At 39.3% G+C, this 22028-nt stretch carries 17 protein-coding genes; 6 read left to right on the forward strand and 11 right to left on the reverse strand.

The window, feature by feature from the left end:
- Nucleotides 1-21: 21 nt before the first annotated feature.
- The gene (locus AACH28_RS21120) at nt 22-1788 is read right to left on the reverse strand and encodes a long-chain fatty acid--CoA ligase (protein ID WP_341831420.1); all 1767 of its coding nucleotides are present in this window, start codon (nt 1786-1788) and stop codon (nt 22-24) included.
- 262 nt (nt 1789-2050) lie between these two features.
- Between AACH28_RS21120 and AACH28_RS21125 the strand changes: the two genes are divergently transcribed.
- Nucleotides 2051-2551 carry a hypothetical protein gene (locus AACH28_RS21125; RefSeq protein ID WP_120333413.1) on the forward strand — a complete coding sequence of 167 codons (501 nt, stop codon included), beginning with the start codon at nt 2051-2053 and terminating at the stop codon, nt 2549-2551.
- A 53-nt stretch (nt 2552-2604) separates the two neighbouring features.
- Here AACH28_RS21125 and AACH28_RS21130 read toward each other — a convergent pair whose 3' ends face one another.
- Nucleotides 2605-4350: a peptidase M61 gene (locus tag AACH28_RS21130; RefSeq protein WP_341831421.1), complete on the reverse strand. Its 1746-nt coding sequence runs from the start codon at nt 4348-4350 to the stop codon at nt 2605-2607.
- Between the two features lie 336 nt (nt 4351-4686).
- Between AACH28_RS21130 and AACH28_RS21135 the strand changes: the two genes are divergently transcribed.
- Together AACH28_RS21135 and AACH28_RS21140 are read left to right on the forward strand one after the other, a co-directional pair.
- Nucleotides 4687-5553 carry an N-acetylglucosamine kinase gene (locus AACH28_RS21135; protein ID WP_201667347.1) on the forward strand — a complete coding sequence of 289 codons (867 nt, stop codon included), beginning with the start codon at nt 4687-4689 and terminating at the stop codon, nt 5551-5553.
- Between the two features lie 11 nt (nt 5554-5564).
- Complete coding sequence (locus AACH28_RS21140; protein WP_341831422.1) at nt 5565-6089, forward strand: glutathione peroxidase; 525 nt, start codon at nt 5565-5567, stop codon at nt 6087-6089.
- Between the two features lie 151 nt (nt 6090-6240).
- Here AACH28_RS21140 and AACH28_RS21145 read toward each other — a convergent pair whose 3' ends face one another.
- Nucleotides 6241-7377, reverse strand: a complete 1137-nt coding sequence (locus AACH28_RS21145) for a serine hydrolase (protein WP_341831423.1) — start codon at nt 7375-7377, stop codon at nt 6241-6243.
- Nucleotides 7378-7603: 226 nt separating this feature from the next.
- Between AACH28_RS21145 and AACH28_RS21150 the strand changes: the two genes are divergently transcribed.
- Nucleotides 7604-10156, forward strand: a complete 2553-nt coding sequence (locus tag AACH28_RS21150; protein WP_341831424.1) for a TonB-dependent receptor — start codon at nt 7604-7606, stop codon at nt 10154-10156.
- An 81-nt stretch (nt 10157-10237) separates the two neighbouring features.
- Here AACH28_RS21150 and AACH28_RS21155 read toward each other — a convergent pair whose 3' ends face one another.
- Nucleotides 10238-11149 carry a LysR family transcriptional regulator gene (locus AACH28_RS21155; RefSeq protein ID WP_341831425.1) on the reverse strand — a complete coding sequence of 304 codons (912 nt, stop codon included), beginning with the start codon at nt 11147-11149 and terminating at the stop codon, nt 10238-10240.
- 141 nt (nt 11150-11290) lie between these two features.
- Between AACH28_RS21155 and AACH28_RS21160 the strand changes: the two genes are divergently transcribed.
- Entirely contained in the window at nt 11291-12004 is a 714-nt protein-coding gene (locus AACH28_RS21160) for a class I SAM-dependent methyltransferase (RefSeq protein WP_341831426.1), read from the forward strand.
- A 296-nt stretch (nt 12005-12300) separates the two neighbouring features.
- Here the strand turns inward: AACH28_RS21160 and AACH28_RS21165 are convergent, their stop codons facing one another.
- The 3 genes from AACH28_RS21165 to AACH28_RS21175 are packed head-to-tail and all read right to left on the reverse strand — an operon-like array spanning nt 12301 to nt 14784.
- Entirely contained in the window at nt 12301-12756 is a 456-nt protein-coding gene (locus AACH28_RS21165; protein ID WP_046671830.1) for an NUDIX domain-containing protein, read from the reverse strand.
- 38 nt (nt 12757-12794) lie between these two features.
- Complete coding sequence (locus tag AACH28_RS21170; RefSeq protein ID WP_046671829.1) at nt 12795-13541, reverse strand: hypothetical protein; 747 nt, start codon at nt 13539-13541, stop codon at nt 12795-12797.
- Nucleotides 13542-13593: 52 nt separating this feature from the next.
- A complete protein-coding gene (locus AACH28_RS21175) occupies nt 13594-14784 on the reverse strand; it encodes a DEAD/DEAH box helicase (protein WP_341831427.1) in 1191 nt (396 codons plus the stop codon).
- A gap of 227 nt (nt 14785-15011) precedes the next feature.
- Between AACH28_RS21175 and AACH28_RS21180 the strand changes: the two genes are divergently transcribed.
- Nucleotides 15012-17426, forward strand: coding sequence for a thiamine pyrophosphate-dependent enzyme (locus tag AACH28_RS21180; RefSeq protein ID WP_286774968.1), 2415 nt, complete (start codon nt 15012-15014; stop codon nt 17424-17426).
- A gap of 57 nt (nt 17427-17483) precedes the next feature.
- Here AACH28_RS21180 and AACH28_RS21185 read toward each other — a convergent pair whose 3' ends face one another.
- The 4 genes from AACH28_RS21185 to AACH28_RS21200 all read right to left on the reverse strand — a co-directional run bounded on the left by AACH28_RS21185 (nt 17484) and on the right by AACH28_RS21200 (nt 21997).
- Nucleotides 17484-18338, reverse strand: coding sequence for an ROK family protein (locus AACH28_RS21185; RefSeq protein WP_341831428.1), 855 nt, complete (start codon nt 18336-18338; stop codon nt 17484-17486).
- A complete protein-coding gene (gene aroC / locus AACH28_RS21190; RefSeq protein WP_046671826.1) occupies nt 18325-19431 on the reverse strand; it encodes a chorismate synthase in 1107 nt (368 codons plus the stop codon). Before aroC ends, AACH28_RS21185 begins: the two co-directional genes overlap by 14 nt.
- A gap of 203 nt (nt 19432-19634) precedes the next feature.
- The gene (aroA, locus tag AACH28_RS21195) at nt 19635-20885 is read right to left on the reverse strand and encodes a 3-phosphoshikimate 1-carboxyvinyltransferase (protein ID WP_070566017.1); all 1251 of its coding nucleotides are present in this window, start codon (nt 20883-20885) and stop codon (nt 19635-19637) included.
- Nucleotides 20885-21997 carry a chorismate mutase gene (locus AACH28_RS21200; RefSeq protein ID WP_046671824.1) on the reverse strand — a complete coding sequence of 371 codons (1113 nt, stop codon included), beginning with the start codon at nt 21995-21997 and terminating at the stop codon, nt 20885-20887. The genes aroA and AACH28_RS21200 overlap by 1 nt, the downstream gene beginning before the upstream one ends.
- Nucleotides 21998-22028 lie beyond the last annotated feature (31 nt).

A 22028-nucleotide genomic window follows, 5' to 3' on the forward strand; every position in this document is an offset into this window, starting at 1 on the left:
CTCCAATAATCGTGCAAATTGTTACTCTTGGTTTTGTTCCTGATACAATTTGTCGATTGCTCCTTCGTTCTCTTTTAAAATAATTTTTCGTTTTAGACTCAATTTTGGCGTCAATTGACCGTCGTTGATTGTCCATTCCTTTGGAAGAAGAATAAATTTCTTGACAATTTCCCAATGTCCAAAGTTAGTGGATAATCGGTTAATTTCTTCTTGATATTTTTGGATTACTTCCGGATTTTTGATGATTTCTTCGTTTGAACCGCCGGTAATACCTTTTTGGTTTGCCCATTTGGACAGCACATCAAATGCAGGAACAATCAAGGCTCCGGGAAATTTTCTATTTTCTCCAAAAACCATGACCTGTCCGATTAATGTAGACTCCATGAGTTTGTTTTCAATGGATTGTGGCGCGATATATTTACCACCTGCAGTCTTAAACATTTCCTTTTTTCGATCGGTTATTTTTAGGAAACCATCGGATGTAATTTCTCCAATATCGCCCGTCTTGAAAAAACCATTATCGTCAAAAGCTTCTTTTGTGGCTTCTTCATTTTTATAATAGCCTGTCGTGATACTAGGGCCCTTGACAAGAATCTCACCATCTGAAGCAATTTTAACTTCTAAGTTTTTCAGGGGTTTGCCTACAGTTCCAAATTTCAACCCATTGGGTAAGTAGGAGTTTACAGCAATAACCGGAGATGTTTCAGTCAGGCCGTACCCCTCAAGTACTTTAAGTCCAGCGGCCCAGAATACACGCGCTAAACGCTCTTGAAGAGCTGCACCACCGGATACAATGATCTTAATATTTCCGCCAAGAGCTTCTTGCCATTTCGAAAATATCAGTTTTCTAGCGATCGCAAGTTTGAGCTTATAAAGCGGTCCATTATGCGCTGGTTCTTGAAATTTCAAGCCAAGATCAACAGCCCAGAAGAAAATTTTCTTTTTTAATCCAGTTAAGGCTTTCCCTTTTTCAATAATCTTATCGTATACTTTTTCCAGGACACGGGGTACGGTGGTGAATACATCCGGTTTGACATCGTTGATATCGGCAACAACATTGTCTAAGGTCTCGGAAAAATAGATCTGGATTCCTTTCGAATAGTACATATAGACCACCATGCGTTCAAAAATATGGCATAGCGGAAGAAAGCTAAGTGCCGTTTTGAAATCCGATCGGATGAGATGATTGCATGCCAAGACGTTGCTGTATACGTTTTTGTGGGACAGGTAGACGCCTTTAGGGCGCCCTGTTGTACCTGAAGTGTAGATCAGTGTCAATAGATCATCTTCTGTAACAGCCTCTCGAAGTGGAGCTAGGTCGGTTGTGTCATCTTTTGCTGTTTCGATGAATGTTTTTAGCTGCGTATAATTTTCAATAGCATCAAATGTATACAGTTGCGGATGTATACCGTGCTCCTTGATGGTTTGTTCAATACGGTCGGTCAATTCTCTGTTGCTGACAAATAGTACGTTGACATCCGAGTCATTTACAATAAACGAAAGATCCTGTGCGGATAAAGTGGGATAGAGGGGGACAGTTGCAAGACCGATTTGATTGCAGGCAAAATCAACTAAATTCCACTCGGGTCTGTTGCCGGACATGATCCCTACCCGATCACCTTTTTTGAGACCTAGTTTCAGTAACGCCCTGCTTAAGGTGTCAATTGCGTCGGTGTATTCTTTGGTAGAATACGTTTTCCACTGGCCATTTCCATCTCGCCCTGCCACCATGATGTCCTTTGCGTATTTTTCTTTATATAAGGTTATAAAGTCAAAAATTCTGCCCATATCACTTGAGTTTATTTGGTTACTACTACATGCTGTATTGACCTAAATATACAGAAATAAAGTTGGATAATTTGGGATTATTGTCATAACAAATTAAACATTGTTTCGTTATAGCTGTAATGGATATTTACCCTATTGAAAAAGTCCTTCGTAGGGGAAGTTCTGGTAAATAGTTTTTTATGTGCACTGCAATTATATTGCATATAAAAAGCAATTTATCTATGTTTGGAAAAATGTAAAGCAAAAAAAGCGTACGATTTTTATGAAAAAAATATTTTTGGCTGTCGGTGGAATGCTGATGTTTGGAGCATTATCCAATAGAGCTATGGCTCAGTTGGACAATAGGGGTGCTATTGGTGGACGATTCGGGTCTGCTCAGGGAATTACATATCGTCACACGCTTAACTCGGACCATGCATTGGAAGGTATTATGAGTATTCAGAGCAATTCTGATTTTCGTCGTTTCCGTGTTGTGGGCTTATATGAAATCTATAAACCATTGACTGCTGGGTTTAATTGGTATTATGGTTTTGGTGGTAGTATCGGTTCTTATAAGGAGAAAGACAAAATTATCGATGGTCAGCGTCATTCATTTGATTCACAGCTTAATCTGAGTATTGACGGTATCGTAGGTATTGAATATAATATTCCGCAGGCACCGTTTCAAATCTCATTGGATGTAAAACCTTATTTCGATTTTCTAAACGAATCCAGTATCAAATTATTTGATCCGATCGGTTTTTCGGTAAGATATAAATTTTAAAAAAAGAATAGCGGGATTTTCCGCTATTCTTTTTTAATGATAATACTTCCGTGTTAAGCCATCCAGATTTTACCTAGCAATTCCTGTAGAAAAGTTTGTTCTTTGAGCGGACGGATTTCGTATATCTTTTTATTGCTCTTTTTGATTTGAACAGGAATTTCCCGCACTAAACCATCTCGTGCCACCAGGAAGTTTAATATTTCCCCCTCTTTGGCATGTTGAACAATGAAATCAATTTCCTTGTCTTTAACATCGAGCCTGTTATTATTAATTGCAATCAGTTCGTCTTTTACACTTAATCCGGCATCATATGCACCTGAATCTTTTTCCACTGTCGCTACCGAAATTAACCCATCCACTTTGTTGGTTGTAATGCCTAGTGTCAACGTGTTGTTATCAACATTGGTATCAACAATTTCATAACCGACTAGATTAAAATAATCGTTGTATTCCAGTTCTCCGTCCTGATGAGCAGCATCGAAAATATCGTCCAGCGAAGTGCCTGCAATACGTTCAGCAAGGCTTCTCAATTCGTTTTCTTCAAATCCACGATCAAGTTTTAGGTAGAACTCTTCATAAGCCTCGCGGATAACATCATCCAATTTTAGCCTACCTTCTGTAGCGGCAATAATTTTAATATCCAACAATGCTGTCAGCATTGCACCTTTGTTGTAATAGGAAATTCCTGAATTCATCGAATTTTCATCAGGCCGATAATATTTAATCCAGGTATCGAAGCTTGAGGCTGCTGCAGACTGTATCGTATGCCCAGGGCGGTTTAATACAATGTTGAAATCGTTGGCTAACAAAGCGAGGTACTCTTTTTCATCATAGAATCCACAGCGTTTAATAATTAAATTATCATAGTACGAAGTGAATCCTTCCATGATCCAGAGGCCTGTGGTATAGTTTTCGGCATCGTAATTAAACGGTCCTAATGCTTTTGGACGTAAGCGTTTCACATTCCATAGGTGAAAATACTCATGTGCAACGAGACTCAAATAGTTTTTGTAACTTATCTCATTTAGATAGGCATTTCTCGAGGCTCCCAATACTGTTGAATTGAGATGTTCTAGACCTCCACCTCCAGATTGGTAGTTGTGGGTAATAATGACATATCGCTCATTGGGGTTTGAACCCCAGATGCGGGTTTCCTCTTCGACGATACGTGTGATATCTTTCGTTAAGCGTTCTTTATCATAACTTCCGCCTCCGACCATGGCGCATTCATGTTCGACACCGGCAGCCTGGAATTTCCAGACATCCTGATTACCAGCCTCGATGGGCGTATCATATAATATGTCAAAATTTGGCGCATAAAACTTACGTTCTCCAATTTGTTCGAGTCCAGTTGATATACTTGCCCAAGAATCTTTTAATGCTATGCTGATTGTCGAAGGATTGTCTATGCGGCCATCGATATGAAAGAAAGTTGCCGTAGGCACAATAAAAGCATGGTCACTATCGAAAAAGTTGGTACGCACAGAAACTTCAAAACCGTATACCGCGTAGATGACTTCGATCTGATCCAAAGATTCTGTGGGTATTCGCCAGGTGTTCTTTGAAATTTTCTGGTAGGCAATTGTATTTCCTGTTTTGTCAAATGATCGGAATCGTTCTACGTTTTTAGCATATTCACGAATTAAATAAGATCCAGGAGACCAGACCGGCATTTTTAGATCGACATAAGGCTGGTTGAGCTTTGCGATGCTCATTTTTACTTCGATATAATGAGCTTGTGCTTCTGAAAATGATACCTCAAAATGTATTTCGGGTATACTGAAATGGTCACTGTCCATGAAAGATGATTTTAGTATGAGCTTACAAAATTAAAAGTATCGTACGCTTAACCAAACAAAAAAATAGATTGTTGGTTCTACAATTATGAATCAGCGTGCTCCGTCATTGTTCCTTCAGTAGAAAAAGAACAATGAAGGGAAGCAGCTAATAGTACCCTCCAATATACATAAATTTATTTAAGAAATGAGGTGTTAATCGATAGGCATAATCGATGCTTTGGATGAAATACCGGTTTTTATTGGACTGGGGAGATGAAGCAAAAAATCTGTTTTTTATCAGAATTTTTGCTAAGTTTGACACAGTAGTTTATAGGGGGAAAATAATCAAGAATTTGTATGATCTTAGTTGTTGATAGCGGCTCTTCAAAGTCGGATTGGAAGTTGGAATTGCCAGATAGTGCACCTATCTCGTTCAGTACAAATGGACTCAATCCTTTTTTTGTAAATGAAAAGGAAATCACACGTGTTATTAAGGAGATACCCGAAATTATTCCCTACGCCGATGAAGTTACGGAGTTGTATTTTTTTGGTGCAGGATGCATTACACCTGATCGTCGGGAAATGGTTTCAAATGCATTGACGCCCTTATTCGAAAATGCTTACATTTCTGTTGAGAATGATCTTTTTGGTAGTGCCTTAGCAACCTGTGGTAATAAAAAAGGTTATGTAGCGACATTAGGGACAGGGTCTGATTTGAGTTTTTTTGACGGAGAGGAGCTGATGCCATCGCATAATGGAAATGGCTATGTATTAGGTGATGAGGGATCGGGGGCATATTTTGGTAAAAATCTTGTTAGACTTTTTCTATATGGCCGTATGCCGAAAGATCTGAACGAAAAATTTGCGAACAAATACAGAATAAATAAAGAGATCGTCATCAAAAATGTTTATCAAAAAGAACGTCCAAATGCTTTCTTAGCATCGTTTGCACCGTTCATGTCCGATAATATTACCCATCCCTTTATTATTGATCTGGTAAAGAGTGGATTCGAAGAATTTGTTCAAGCTTCGATTTTGACCTATCCGGACTATAATAAATATGCCTGTCACTTTGTAGGCTCTATTGCTTATAGTTTTGATTTAATTTTACGGGAAGTCTGTGAAGCACATCAGATAAAGGTAGGTACCATTTTAAAATCTCCTATCAACGAGCTTTTTGATGCGGTACTGGAAAGAGAGAGTAATTCATTGTTAAGTCTTTAAAATAATTAGATATGATTATTGCAACTATTATGGTGTATATGTCAATGTTATTTGGCAATCCCAATTTTTATGATTTTAAGTTTACGACACTTGATGGGCAAGAAGTGAAAATGTCCGATTTCAAGGGAAAGAAAATATTGATCGTGAATGCTGCCTCAAAATGTGGTTTCACAAAACAGTACAAAGATCTGGAGGAATTGCACAAAACCTTTGGCGATAAGCTCGTCATTATTGGCTTTCCGGCAAATAATTTTGGACAACAGGAACCGGGTTCAAATGCGCAGATTCAAGAGTTTTGTGAACAAAATTATGGTGTTGATTTTCTAATGGCCGAAAAGGTCGATGTGAAAGGAGATCAAATATCACCTCTGTTTAAGTATTTGACCGCTCAGGAAAACCCCGATTTTAAAGGTGAAATCAAATGGAACTTTGAAAAGTTTTTGATCGATGAGAACGGTAAACTTGTACATCGCTTCCGTTCAGCGACGAATCCGCTGGATCCGGCTATTGTAAACTGGGTAGAAAACAAGAAATAGTAAAAATAACAAAATAAAAGCTGCAGATTTTGCAGCTTTTTTATTTTGTTTATTGTCCAGTCGATCCGAGGGCCTCTGGTTTCCCCATAAAGCTTAGCGACAAGGTTATAGTTTATGGGTTGGCTTTTGTTTACTTGATGTAAGTTGTTGCCTATTTGATATATGCATCGTACAAGGCTCCTATACAGTCTTTAAGCAAAGGGTTGAAGTCATCGCTATCGGGGATATTGCAGCCATTGGTTATCACAATAAACCCATATTTTTTCTTTGGATTGAAAAACAGGGCACTATACAGTCCATATGCCGAACCGGTATGTCCTGTCAGAGTAACACCGGGGACAATTTTTGCATTGTTCATAATCGTTAACCCATAGCCTGATTCTTTATTTACAGCTGTCTGCATAATCTTCGCATATTTTTTACTGATGATGTTTTTTCCCTGACTATGGCCGTAGTTCATGTGCATCATCATGTATCTGGCTAAATCTAAGGCAGATATTTTCATTCCACCTGTCGGAGAAAGCACAGGAGTGCTATAGCCCAGGATGTATTGATTGAGTTCTTCCCGACGTGGATTATAGGCACTCGGCTCTTCATGGGGATTTCCCTTTTCATCAAAGGCATATAACGAAACCAATCTTTTCTGATCCAAGGAGTCTATACAGTAACCACCATATAAGTTGAGCGGTTTGAGGATATGGTTAACAATGTAGCTGTCGACACGTGTATTGGTCAGTTTCTCAAGAACGGCACCAGCCATATTAAAATTGAGATTACAATATTGGTATTGTGTGCCGGGTTCATAAAGATTGTAGGAATCTTTCCAATTTGGGTTTTTGGATGGATTGATGACATCAAGGTTGAAGTAACCGTTTTTATCATTGACGCTGGACGTATGGGAAAGGATCATCCGGAGTGTTATTTTTTTTCCTGGATAATTGGGGTTTCTGATTGGAAAACCTATCAAATCCCCAAAGTCGTCGTCTAACTTGCATCGGCCATCTGCTATTAATTGCATTAATGATGTTGTAGTGAATGACTTTGAAATAGAAGCAATTCTAAAGAGGTCATTCTCTCCGAGAGCCGTTTTGGTTTCCAAGTTTTTGTAACCATAATTTTTGTGATACTCAATTTTATTGTTTTTGACGACGACCACACTGAGCCCGACAGCATTATAACGACGCATAATTGCTGTGAGATCATGATCAACCTGTGTTTGCTGGCCCAGCAAAAATGTGGGAAAGAATAAAAAAATAAAAGCGGAGAGTAGGAGCTTATGCGTTCTCATTGAATTGATTAGTTAGGATGTTAGTTACGGCATAAATGTAAGGAAATCCTTACGATTAATAGAAATAGTTACAGTGAATCCTTGCAACATATAATAGATGCTACGAAGTTGAATCATTCATCTATTATAATTATAAGCTATTTTTATTTAAAACTATTCTAAACAATAAAATAATATCGTATGTTTGCGCCGACAAATAATTTTTACGAACTCACATTTTATTAACATGAAAAGAACTTTTCTGGGACTTGTTTTAAGTCTGGGATTGGTAGGAGCAATTCATTTGGATGCATCGGCACAAAGTAAAGGGATACATGGCCGCGTTAAAACCAAAGATGGTGCACCAATTGAATCGGCTACAGTAACCATAGTTTCTTTAGGTAGGTCTACTTCGACTTCCGGTGATGGAAGTTTCCATTTTTCTAATCTTCCAGATGGAACCTATACTATTCGGATCAAAAGTATCGGAAATGGAGCTGAGGAGCGTACTATCGAGGTTAAAAATGGAAAGGCAACAGCCATTAATGTTTCTTTGAATATTTCTGAATCTCAATTGGAACAAGTGGAAGTGGTAGGTTACAACTCGCATAACAGTAAAACAGTTAATGTCGGTAAAGCAGGTATTATTGATCGGGATTTGCCGCAGAGTGTACAAATTATAAACGAACAGGTTATTGCAGATCAACAGGTTAATCGCTTGAGTGATGCGCTAAAAAATGCAAACGGTGTCGCGATGGGAGCAAATCGCGGTGGGGTCAACGAAAATTTTTACGCAAGGGGCTATAGCTTAGGCGGGAATAATATATTTAAAAATGGTGCGCGAACCAACAATGGAGGTTCGATTGAGGCGAGCACCTTGGAATCTGTAGAGATTTTAAAAGGAAGTTCTGCTTTGTTATATGGCGGTGTATCTGGTGGGGCCGTTGTAAATCTGGTTACGAAAAAGCCTAAATTTTATTATGGAGGCGAGGCTTCAATGCGCGTAGGAAGTTATGACTTCTATAAACCAACAGTGGATGTGTATGGTCCAATTTCCAATAAGGTTGCATTCCGCGTTATCGGAACTTATGAAAAAGCGGGTAGCTTTAGGGATCAGGTCACATCAAAACGTACTTACGTAAATCCTTCTGTTTTATATAAAATATCCGATAAAACTGATCTCAACTTTACATTCGATTACTTAAAAAGTGATTTTACGCCAGACTTTGGAATGGGAACTGTGGATGGAAAGTTGAATAATGAAGTTGGCAGAAACACTTTTATGAATGTGCCTTTTGCTTTCAACAGAACAAATACCTCAAACGGGCAGATCAATTTGAACCATAAGTTTAATGATTCATGGAATTTAAACGCAATAGCAAGTTACCAAACTTACGACCGTGATTATTATGGATCAGATCGGATTCAAGCAAATAAAAATGGAATTGCACCGCGGAGTTTAACCCGGTCCAAATCAAATGAGTTTACGGCCAACCAGCAATTGAATCTAACCGGAACTGTAAAAACAGGATCCATCAAGCATAAGATCTTGGTGGGAGCAGATGCCGATCAATCGCATTCAAATGCGTATGCCTATAATATTGATGCATCAAACAATATTAAAGTCTATGATAAGAAGCTTGATAAGTATGTTCCTACAACAACCTACGATTCAATTTATGTCTTTAATCCCTCGCAAACTGCGCAGCATTTGGTTTCGGGAAATGGACTTCGGACAGATATGCCACAAGCGGATCTATTGACGAAAACAACGACAGATATCTTCCGTTATGGTGCGTTTTTTCAGGACTTAATAGAGGTTACTGAACAATTTAAAGTATTGGCAGGTATTCGCTACACGTATCAGCGTACACCGAATTCAGAAAAGTATACTTATGCGACGAATCAATCGGAAGAGATTATTAATCTAGATGGTCAAAAAAATCCGATCGGAGCAAAAGTCGACAAAGCATGGTCGCCTAAATTTGGATTGATCTATCAGCCGATCCGCTCATCAAGTGTCTATGTTACTTATGCAAATAACTTTACATCAAATTCGGGATACGATGTAAATTATCAACCTTTGGCTCCCTCCATCATCGATCAGTACGAAGCAGGTGTGAAAAATGACTTTTTCAATGGTAGGTTATCCGCAAATGTTGCTTGGTATAGAATTAACAACAATCGCTTTGCCCAACAATTATTGGTACTTCCGAATGGAACGAGCAATAGCGATGCAAATATGAAAGAATTTTCTGGAAAGACGGCTTCAAGCGGATTGGAAGTTGATGTTACTGGAACCTTACTTCCAGGATTGAATGTTATCGCCGGTTATTCCTACAATTATATGCGTTATACCGAAACCAATCCAATTTCAAGTTATACAACCATCGTTGATGGTAAGGAGAAAGTGACTGAAATCTCTGGAAACGAAGAAAATGTACGTTTGGTAGGAACTACAGCACATACGGCTAATGGAACCGTGTTTTATACCATTCAAAACGGGGCAGTTAAGGGACTGAAGTTAGGTTTTTCCGCATTTTATACAGGTCGACGTAATGCAGGTTGGAATAATACAAAGATCAACGTACGCGATGGTCTTAATCGTTTGATCTCCGTTAGTCCATTTACAACCATAGATTTCTCCGCTGGTTATGCTTATAAAAACTGGAGTATTTTGGGTAAATTATCCAATATCACCAACGTGTTTAACTATTATATCCATGAAAACTATAGTGTGAATCCGATTCCACCGCGTAGTTTTATGGCAACGCTAGCGTATAAATTCGAGAAGAGGTAATACCGCTCTTCCACCCATAAAAAACGGAGTCAGCATGTTGCTGACTCCGTTTTTTATGCTGGAATTTCAATCGATGCCACTTTAGGACGCATTAAAATCAAGATACTCTTTCTGGATACAGGCGATAAATTCGCCTAATGCACTGTTTTTACTTTTTATATTAGAGACCAGGATCACTTCTGTTTTGCTATCCATATCTTCAAGCTTCATGATTTTTAGGTTTAAATGCGGGTATTGTTTGATGGTGGACGAAGGGACGACTGCCAGGCCCAAGCCTTGTGACACCAACTCAAGGATGGAAGACATCGAATTGCTCTGATGTACAATTTTGGGTTCAAAGCCCATGCGATTACAGGTATTAATAACAAGTCGGTGGTATTCCGATGCGTATTTCTGATTGAAGGAAATGAAACTTTCATTAAAAAAGTTGATCGCATTAAATTCCACCTGTGAATGACCTACAATTACCATAGGGTCTTCGAAAAGGGGAGTGGTAAGCAATTCACTTGAATAAATTGGAGCACGCATAATACCCAGATCCAATTTTCCGTTTTCCAGTGCTAATTTTTGTTTCTGTGTCGATGTTTCGAAAAGACTAACTCTTAAGTATGGAAATTTCAATTGAATTTGCTTTAATACCGTAGCAAGCATTTTCTTAGGTGTGGAACTGATATAGCCCAGTTTGAATTCTCCTGAGATATTGTTGTGGATCTGTTTGGTGATCGTTTTGCTGTGCTCGATATTTTGTAGGATCTCCACAACCTCCTCCAAAAAGTATTTACCTGCTTCTGTTAGCTCGACGCGTTTGTTGGTTCGGAAGAAAAGAATAACACCTAATTCGTCTTCTAGATCTTTAATCTGCCGGCTTAATGGTGGCTGGGACATAAATAAGCGTTCTGCTGCTCGGCCAAAATGAAGCTCCTCGGCTACTGTTTTGAAATAAATGAGATGTCGGATTTCCATCGATACTTTTTTGGTATGAATTGATGACAAAATAAATATTTTTAATGAATTCCAGTTAGTCCTACCTTTAAATTATTAAAAATTAATGGATGAAATACCGCCAACCAGACAGTGTAAGATACTGCTGTGTGGGGGAATCTATCTGAACTTTAGAGAATAAACAATTTACAGATGAACAAAGCGACGCTACAAGAGATTGAAACACGGTTTGACAATGATGTCGAGCGGTTCTCAAATTTAGAAACAGGTCAAGCAACCACATTGGATGCGGTATGGAATATGGAGCTTATTACGGATGCCATTGTCAGTCTTTATCCAAACGCTCAAAATATATTGGACATTGGATGTGGGGCTGGCAATTACGACGTAAAACTATTGCAAAAATTGGAGTCTAATCCAAATGTTAGTCTGTTGGACCTGAGCCAGCCCATGTTAAATAGGGCAAAGAAACGCGTTGGAAAATTGACCAACGGAGAAATTCATTTGATTAAAGGCGACTTTCGTACTGCTGCTTTGGAAGAAGACAAATTTGATGTCATCATCGCAACATCCGTTTTACATCATCTTCGAGATGATAAAGATTGGGAAAATGCGTTTGGCAAGCTGTTCCGCTTATTGAGAACCGGGGGAAGTGTGTGGATTTTTGATTTGATTGAGCAAAATAATGAACAGCTTCAAAAATTAATTTATAGAGAAAAATATGGTGAATACTTAACTAGCCTGAAGGATGAACAGTACCGTGATCATGTTTTTGACTATATTGAACACGAGGATACACCAAGATCGCTGATTTATCAACTCAACTTATTGACACAAGTTGGCTTTAAAAATGTTGATGTTTTACATAAAAACCTTTGTTTTGCTTCTTATATGGGATTCAAATAGGGGCTGGAAAAAAGTGTAAAATAAATAAGGCGATACGGGGAGTATCGCCATAAAATCACACTAACTATTAAAAAACCTATAGGACTAGGAATTTACAAATTCAATAAACCAATGTATGTCTCATCCCACGCTCCTCTACTTTTATTCCTCGTCACATGCGGGATGTCAAATAAATAATAAAATGTAATTATTAAGGTGAATACTTTAAAAAAATCAAGTATTTCCATTGGTTTACGTAAAGATATGTCTTTATTTTTTAAATACAAATAAAAATGATGAAAATTGAAAAATTATTATTATTTGACCGTTTTTAAGAATTCTTCCCAGGCGATCTGATCTGTTTTGAAGGTCAAATCTTCCGTTAACACCGATTCAATCGGTACCCATCGAAAAGACTGAAGCTTATTATCTTCAGGTTTCTGATCAGGATCGAAATCAAAGGCTTTGGTAGTCGTTCTGATCTGAATAGCTGAGGTATTCTTGACCTGATAGTAAATCGATATGATTTGGCTATCGTTAAAACTTGATTTCTCATAAAAGTCTGTGGTGTAAATATGTTTAACCACAGCAATGTCAAAAGCACATTCTTCCTGATACTCCCGGATCAAAGCATCCAATAAGCCTTCCCCGTATTCTAAGCCTCCACCAGGGAATTTGGTAAATGAAACATTTTCCGTTCTTTCGTCGCTGATCAATACCTCTTGATTTTCATTGATCAATATTCCGTACACTCTTACGTTAAATGGAAACATGGATTAATTATGTTTGTATATATTTTAGTTTCTGTCTTTTACAGTGGCATAAAACCATTGTCTACTGCAAATTCATCCAATCCGATATAAGAATAATGTCTCGGAAGAAACCAGCCAATTGCTTCCATGATGTTGGTGAATTCTTTTTCAGTCCTGAATTGGTTCGCAGCGATATTGAATGCCAAATCTTGTGAAGCATTTTCTTCATCTTTATAATTACGCGCAATGAGCATCACCTTTGCATTCTTTACGCCATAATAATCTAAAAATTCACGTAATTGGTTGCGGACAGCCTGTGGAAGAATGGTCTCGGCAGGTTGCCCCACTAATATTTCTTCATCTTGACCGATAATCGTTTGTTCATTTTTCTTTGAGAAAACACTATCATCTGTATAAAACTCTCCGTTTAAAAAGTAGTTAACCAAGTCGCCGTAGGTGAATACCCAGTCGGGGTTTTCATTTTGTGTATTGATAGCAATACCAAAACCTTTTGGCAACACGTAATCCTTCAGCCGATTTTTAATGACAAAGGCCTGAAAGTTCTGATCTTTCGGAACACTTTCGAGTTGAAAATAGGGGAACCCATCAGGACCAACAACCACTTCTGTTTCTGCTAATTTTAAGGTGCATTCAGCAATATTAGCCAGAAAAATATCACGCCACTCTTCATCCCGCTCTTCAAAGGGAACTTCCATCAGGCTATTTATTATAATCGTTTTTTCCAGGTCTCCCAAACGATTATCATTCGCATTGTTGCTATCGTCAAATAAATGTATTGTACTCATCTCGGATTGTGATTTTTTGATTTGCTGGTAAAAGTAAAAGAATATTTATTAATTAACGACGTTTTCTTGATTTCGAACCGCCTTTTCGTTGATTGTTTTGGCTGCTAGAACGCATTTTCTCCCAGCTCAATAAATAAGGATGTTGATCGTCAATTTTAATTTGCCGTTTTAAGGATAACTGTAATTTTATCCACTTTTCATTGTCCTCCGCATCGCAAAAGGTAAATGCTTTTCCCTCTGCTTCCGAACGACCTGTTCGACCGATTCGATGCGTATAGAGCTCGGCGGAATCCGGAATTTCGTAGTTGATGATAGCTTCTAGGTCCGGAAAATCTACCCCTCGAGCCAAAAGGTCCGTCGCAATTAATACACGTACCTCTTTTTGTCTGAATTTAGTAATAATCTCTTCTCGTTTTTGCTGCGCTATATCGCCATATAATGCCGAGCAAGAAATGCCATTTCGATCTAAATCTGTTGCGATGCGTTCGACAGCATGAACTGTTCGCGTGAAAACGATTACTTGCTGTGCAATACGGTTTTCAAGGAGATAACGCAGAAGGGTCTTTTTATCATTTTTATCAACATAGAGGATAGATTCTTCTATTTGACCCTTTTTGGCCGTTGTTTCTAGGTTGATCTCAACAGGGGTACTTAATCTTTTTCGAACAATTTTTTCGATTTCAGGGGTTTTCGTAGCTGAACTGAAAATGGTTTGTCTCTCAGCAGGCAATGTGCTGATGATTTTATTGATTTCTTTCGTGAAACCGAGATCTAACAATTGATCGAATTCATCGATCACCAGGATATCTATCGTTTTTAGATCGATAATGCCTTGTTCAATAAAATCCAGCAAACGTCCTGGAGTCGCAAGTACCATCTGGGCTTTCGGATAAACGTCGAGTTGACTTTCATAAGTTCCGCCACCATAGAAGCTGGCGATAGTCAACTCCATTCCATCGATAAGCCCCGATATGCGCTGTTTGGTCTGTATACAAAGTTCCCGTGTAGGAAGGAGTATAAGGACCGATAAGTGATCTGGGGTAATCTTGGTTCGTAAGCGCTGAATAATAGGGACGGCGAAAGCCTCCGTTTTTCCCGTGCCGGTTGGGGCAATCGCCAAACAGTCTCTACCTTCTAAAATGGCGGGGATAGCTATTTCTTGAATAGGTGTAAGCGAAGAAAGCTTTTGTTTTTCAAGATTAGCGATAAGGATTTTATCGAGTTTAAGTGCTGAAAAATTCAAAATAATGAATGTAAAACCCAAAAATAAAAATTAAAAAGGACAATGATGTTTTTGCCTGCTGATTGGAATTAAAAATCTATAAAAATTAGGATTTTTTGTCAAAAAGTACTAATTTGAGAAATTAGAATATTCTATTTCAAATCTGAGTTATTGATTATCAATTTATTTGATAAACACCAATTATATAGAATAATATTTTTGTTAAATTTGTTGAAACAAAAAAGAATATGTTTGATACTGCATTTGACCAAAACAATGAATCTATTTCCACTTTGAGCTTTGACGAGTTCAAAAAGATTATTGTGAATGATTATCGAACTGCCTTAGAAAGTCGTTACGTGAGTTTATTGGGACGTAAAGAAGTGCTTACAGGTAAGGCTAAGTTTGGTATTTTTGGCGATGGAAAAGAATTGGCACAAATCGCGATGGCTAAAGTTTTCAGAAATGGGGACTGGCGGTCGGGATATTACCGTGACCAAACATTTATATTTGCTTCTGGCATCAGTGATGTCTACCATTTTTTCTCTCAATTATATGCCCATCCCGATGTCGAGGCAGATCCTTCTTCTGCAGGAAGGCAAATGAACTGCCATTTTTCGACTCGTGTTGTGGACGACCAAGGGAACTGGTTGGATCAAATGGTTCAGAAAAACTCGTTTTCAGATATTTCGACCACCGGTGGTCAGATGGCAAGATTGCTGGGCTTGGGCTTGGCTTCTAAGTTGTATAAGCAGAATAGAAATTTAGACTATCTATCTTATTTTTCAAATAAAGGAAATGAAGTTGCATTCTGCACTATCGGAAATGCTGCTACTTCTGAAGGCGTATTTTTTGAAGTCATCAACGCCGTAGGTGTTCACCAGATTCCAACAGTGATTTCTATTTGGGATGATGGGTATGGGATATCTGTGCCTAATGAAATTCAAACAACAAAAGGAGATATCTCCGAAGTCCTCAAAGGTTTTCAGAAGGAAGACCTAACAAACGGGATCGAGATATTCAAAGTGAGGGGATGGGATTATGCGGGTTTATGTGAAACCTACGAGCAGGCCGCCCAAATTGCTCGCGAAAAACATATTCCATGTCTGATTCATGTGACCGAATTGACGCAGCCTCAAGGACACTCTTCTTCAGGTTCACACGAACGGTATAAATCGCAAGAAAGATTGCAATGGGAAACTGATTTCGATTGTATCGCGAAAATGAAAGAATGGATCGTAAGTTCTGGTATTGCTACCACAGAAGAATTGGATCAATTGGATCAACATGCTAAAGACCATGTTCGTCAAGAACAAAAACGAGCTTGGGCCGATTATATTAAAACATTGAGCATCGAAGCTCGGGAAGCTATTGATTTACTTCAGGGTATTCCAAATGAGCGGGCTGATTTTGCGTCAAAGAAATTGCAATCGATGGTTGAGCCTTCTTTGAAAGAAGTTTATGGCCAGGTTCGCAAGGTGTTGCACGAGCTTAAAGGTCAGCATAGCGATGGGCGCCAGCAATTATTAAATTGGTACAAAGAGAAGCAGGAACTGAATGAGAAACGTTATAATTCAAAATTATTTACAGATGGTGTAGATTCACCTGCTCACGTGACGGTCGTACCTGCAGTCTACAGTGAAGAAGCTAAAGTGGTCGACGGACGTGAGGTCTTGAATCTATGTTTTGAAGAGAACTTCCGGCGTGACGAACGATTATTGGCGTTTGGAGAGGATGTCGGTAAGATTGGAGATGTGAATCAAGGTTTTGCAGGTTTACAAGAAAAGCTGGGTGTGCATCGTGTATTTGATACCGGTATTCGGGAGAATTCAATTATAGGAAAAGGACTAGGTTTGGCAATCCGTGGACTTCGCCCAATTGCTGAGATCCAATACCTGGATTACCTAATCTATGGTATTACAGTAGCAAGTGATGATTTGGCAAGTTTAAGTTATCGCACCTTTGCAGGTCAGAAAGCACCATTAATTATTCGTACACGTGGCCATCGATTGGAAGGTATATGGCATTCCGGATCGCCCATGTCAGTAATTTTAGGATCTTTGAGAGGTCTGCATGTATGTGTGCCGCGTAATATGACCCAGGCAGCAGGTATGTACAATACGTTGTTCCGCTCTGACGAACCTGCTATCGTTGTCGAATGTCTGAATGGGTATCGTCTAAAAGAGCGTCTACCAGAAAACGTTGGTGAATTTACTGTGCCAATCGGTTATGCCGAATGTGTTAAAGAGGGGCGGGATATCACGGTGGTATCCTATGGGTCAACTTTACGTGTTGTTGAAGAAGCGGCCGTGGAATTGGAACGTTTGGGGATATTCATCGAAATTATTGATGCACAAACATTGCAGCCTTTTGACAAAGGAAAACTTTGTGCTGAATCGCTGAAGAAAACAAATAAACTACTTATTGTGGATGAGGATGTGCCCGGTGGGGCCTCAGCTTTCATCTTGCAAGAGATATTAGAGAAGCAAAATGGCTACTATCTATTGGATAGTCAGCCGAGGACACTGACTGCAAAAGCACATCGTCCGCCATATGGCTCAGATGGGGATTATTTCTCGAAGCCATCTTCTGATGATGTTGTCGAGACAGTGTATGCAATTATGCATGAAGCTAATCCAGAAAAATATCCATCTATGTTTTAATAGATGGATATCTTTTTGCTTTACTAAGCTAAATATTCCAACGGCTGGGATGATATTTTAATTGAATATACTCGCAGCGCCAATCATAGCGGCTTTTTCACCAAGTATTGCTGTATAAATTTCAAATCTTTCAAATTCACTTCGGTCACCAATGAAAATAGGTAGCGCTTTGGCGATATTGCCACCGACTATAAATATTTCAGCAGCATGTTTCTCTGCGAAGAACTGCATAAAATCAAAGAGATGTTTAGCATATTCATCTTTGATGATTTGAAATTCCTTAGTTTCCCGATGATGATCTAAAATATCTTTAAGTCCCGTAACATCTTTTCCTGATACTTCTTTGAAACGTTTGATGAACCACCGTGTGACAAGAAATTCTTCGAAAATACAATCTTCGTAAGGGCTGTTCCATAGGGCGGCATCATAGGCTTTTTCACCTTGATTCCATACCGCAGATCCAAGTCCAGTACCCAACGTAATTCCTAATATCCGCTTGTTTGTTTGCAAGTTCTGTACGAATATTTCACCTTGTAGGAAGGCTGCTGCGTCATTGATAAAGTGGATAGACGTAGGCGGAAGTCCCAGCTCTTCAGCTAAAAGCGCTTTGACATCCATGTTGTACAGATTGTCATATTTGCTTTGTCCCTGTATCTTAGATATTCCATTTTCGTAGTCAAAGGGTCCCGGCATAGCAATGCCGATGAACTGAATAGGAGCCGGTGAGGTGGCTATGATATCGCGTATAGTTGATGCCCAGGTTTGTAAAATCGTTTTAGCATCTCCTTGAGAAAAAACGTGGTTTCTGGCCACGTTTTCTAAGTATATATTCCATTGTTTTGTGTCAATGATACAGGCAGAAATATGTGTGCCTCCAATATCAACACCTACGACATAATTATCTTGCAGCATGTTTGTAACTTTGATTTTTAAGTAGATGATCCGCGATTACAAGTGCTGCCATAGCTTCCACAATAATTACTGCTCTCGAAACAACACAAGGGTCATGTCTCCCCTTGCCACTTGCAATAGCAGGGTTGCCATGGATATCCACTGTTTCTTGATCTCTCATGATAGTGGCAACAGGCTTAAATGCTACTTTGAAAGTAATATCCATACCATTTGAAATCCCGCCCTGAATCCCTCCAGAAAAGTTGGTATGTGTATGCACTCGATTTAAATCATGGTCATCTGCTACAAATATATCATTATGTTCGGAACCTCGCAACTCCGAACCTGCAAAACCTGAACCATATTCAAAACCATGTACCGCATTGATGCTCATCATTGCTTTAGCAAGGTCTGCATGGAGCTTATCAAAGACCGGTTCGCCTAATCCCACAGGCACATGTCTGATGACAGCCGAAATACGTCCGCCAACGGTGTCACCTGCTTTTCTGACCGAGTCGATAAACTCAACCATTTCATTGGCTGTCGCTGGATCTGCACAACGTGCGATGTTGGCTTCCCGCAACTCAAGCAAAGCTTTGAGGTCTTTGGTATCTACATTTGGCGCCTCAATAGTACCTACTCCCGAAACGTGGGCAAAGATTTCGATTCCAAATTGATTCAGGAAGCTTTTTGCTACTGCACCTGCAGCAACACGGGCAGCGGTTTCCCTCGCCGAAGACCGTCCACCACCTCGATAGTCACGTATGCCATATTTCATCTGATAAGTGAAATCAGCATGGGAAGGTCTGAAAATATCTTTGATATGGGTGTAATCTTTCGAACGCTGGTCTTCATTTGGAATAACAATTGCTATTGGTGTTCCCGTTGATTTCCCCTCGAAAACGCCAGATAAGATTTGTGCAGTATCACTTTCTTTTCTTTGTGTCGTGATCTTAGATTGACCGGGTTTTCGTTTGTCGAGCTCAGACTGGATAAATTCCTCGTCTATTGTTATATTTGAAGGGCAACCATCAATAATTACACCTATAGCTTTGCCGTGTGATTCGCCGAAAGTGCTAATTCTGAATAAATCGCCAAATGAATTTCCTGCCATAAAAATTAAATTTCAATAAACTTAGATAAATTTGCTTTTAAATGCAATTCTAAAGCACCAGACTGAATACAAATTATGAGTCTGTAACTCGAAGATGGCCTAGTAGATTACATTACAATTTTTGTCCCAAGCTAAAAGGCTATCTGGGAGATTGTATCATAAAACAGAGATTAATATTGATGTTAATCCCTGTTTTTGATATGTTAGTCAATTATAAAAGCTTGCGCTTGTAAATGTTTCCAAAAATCAGGATATGACTTTTCTACAACTTGAGGTTCAGCAATCTTGATTTGGTCAAAAACTAAAGCCAAAGGTGCGAATGCCATCGCCATGCGGTGATCCTCGTAAGTCTCGAAGGTCACATCTTCTGGTTGATATACACCTGCAGTTTTCAGATGGTATGTGTCACCATCTTCGATCAATTCAGCACCGAACTTCGCGATTTCGGTCTGCAATGCAGCAATACGGTCGGTCTCTTTAATCTTTAAGGTTTCTAGACCTGTAAAGGAAACATCACGTTTTAAAGCAGCTGCGACAACGACTACTGTTTGCGCAAGATCAGGGCATTCTTTAAAGTCGAACAAGGTTTTGTCTGAATTGATTTCTTTTTTAGTTAAATGCAATCCATCCGATTCAAAGCTCGAATAAACCCCAAAATGTTCCATAATGCTTATGATGGCAATATCGCCCTGTAAACTATGTTGTCTTAGCCCGGGCAATACGATCGAGGCATCTGCATCAGCTAGTGCTACAATAGCATACCAATAGGATGCTGCGCTCCAATCTGGTTCGACATATATGGTTTGCTTTTCAAATGCTTGCGGTGCAATTTTAATCGCATTCTCCGTCCATTCATATTGGATCCCGACACTTTTAAGCATATCCAAAGTCATGGATACATAAGGTCTGGAAGTTAATTCGCCTTCAATCTCTAAGGTAAGTCCCTTTTTTAATGCCGGAGCAATTAATAGCAGGGCCGATATATATTGACTGCTGATATTTCCTTTAATCTTAACACGGTCTTTTCCTTGAAATAATCCGCCTTCAATCTTCAAAGGAGGGTAACCCACCTTTTTTTCATAATGGATTTCGGCACCAATTTCTTTCATGGCATCGACCAATATCCCAATTGGACGCTGTTGCATGCGCTCTGTCCCTGTCAGGATAAAATTGCCTTTAACAAGGTTGAGGTAAGCTGTAAGGAAGCGCATAGCTGTTCCTGCAGGGCCTATGTCAATTGTATTATAACCAGGTTGCGGTTCTGACGCGATTTTTAATACGCGGTTTAGAGTAACCGTATCTGCAGCCTCAGAGAGGTTGGCTATTTCAACTTGTCCTTTGCTCAGCGATTGGATAATAAGAGCACGGTTGCTCTCAGATTTTGAACCTGTGAGTTGGACCGTGCCCTGTATCTTTTTTGCAGGATGCGTCAGCGTGATGACTTGTTGATTCATTATGCTTCTGCTGTTGGTTGCTCTTGCGTATTCATGACCGCATTTTGTTTGCGGATAGATTCGTTGTGAATTAATTCCAGGAATTTCGTCGCAAATTCGCTACCCAAAGAAAGCGCTTCCGCTAATTTTGTGCGTTTTTGAACAATTTCATCCCAACGGTTAACTTGCAAAATTGTCACGTTGTTATCGCGTTTGTATTCGCCGATTTTCTCAGCAATTTTCATGCGTTCACCAATTTTTTGGATGATCAAATCATCTAATTTGTCGATGTTGCTACGCAATTCTGCTAATTTATCTTCAAATGAAGGGTTGTCCGAAGCAGCTTTACGTAACGTCAAGTGGTCGATCAACTCGGCCAATGCAGCTGGCGTTACTTGTTGTTTTGCGTCAGTCCAAGCGACAGATGGATCGATATGTGATTCGATAATCAATCCTTGCATATCCATATCCATTGCTTTTTGTGCGATGTATGGTAACAATTCGCGGTTTCCACAGATGTGACTTGGATCGTTGATGATCGGTAGGTTTGGACAAGCCGTTTTTAACTGAATCGCTAAATCCCACATTGGTTCATTACGGAATGCTGTTTTCTCGTACGATGAGAAGCCTCTATGAATAGCACCTAATTTTTTGATACCAGCACGGTTGATACGTTCCAATGCACCGATCCACAGCGATAAATCGGGGTTTACAGGGTTTTTAACAAATACTGGAATATCTACGCCTTGCAAAGCATCAGCAATTTCTTGTACAGTAAATGGATTTGCCGTTGAACGTGCACCTACCCATAGTACATCCACACCAGCAGCCAAAGCTTCTTCCACGTGTTTTGCTGTAGCAACTTCAGTAGCTGTTAATAAACCTGTTTCTTCTTTCGCTCTTTTCAACCACTCCAAACCAATTGAACCGATACCTTCAAATTCTCCCGGACGTGTACGTGGCTTCCAGATACCAGCGCGTAAAATATTTACTTTTCCGGTATTTGCCAACAAATGCGCTGTTGATACCAGCTGCTCTTCTGTTTCTGCGCTACAAGGACCTGCGATAATTAAAGGTTTGTCTCCTGTATCCAACCAAGATTTTAAAGGAGTGATGTCTAATGTATTTTTCATGTTAAGTTTGATTATCTATTTTAATATTGTC

Origin of the sequence: Sphingobacterium thalpophilum (assembly GCF_038396785.1) — a bacterium.
GTDB lineage: Bacteria > Bacteroidota > Bacteroidia > Sphingobacteriales > Sphingobacteriaceae > Sphingobacterium > Sphingobacterium thalpophilum_A.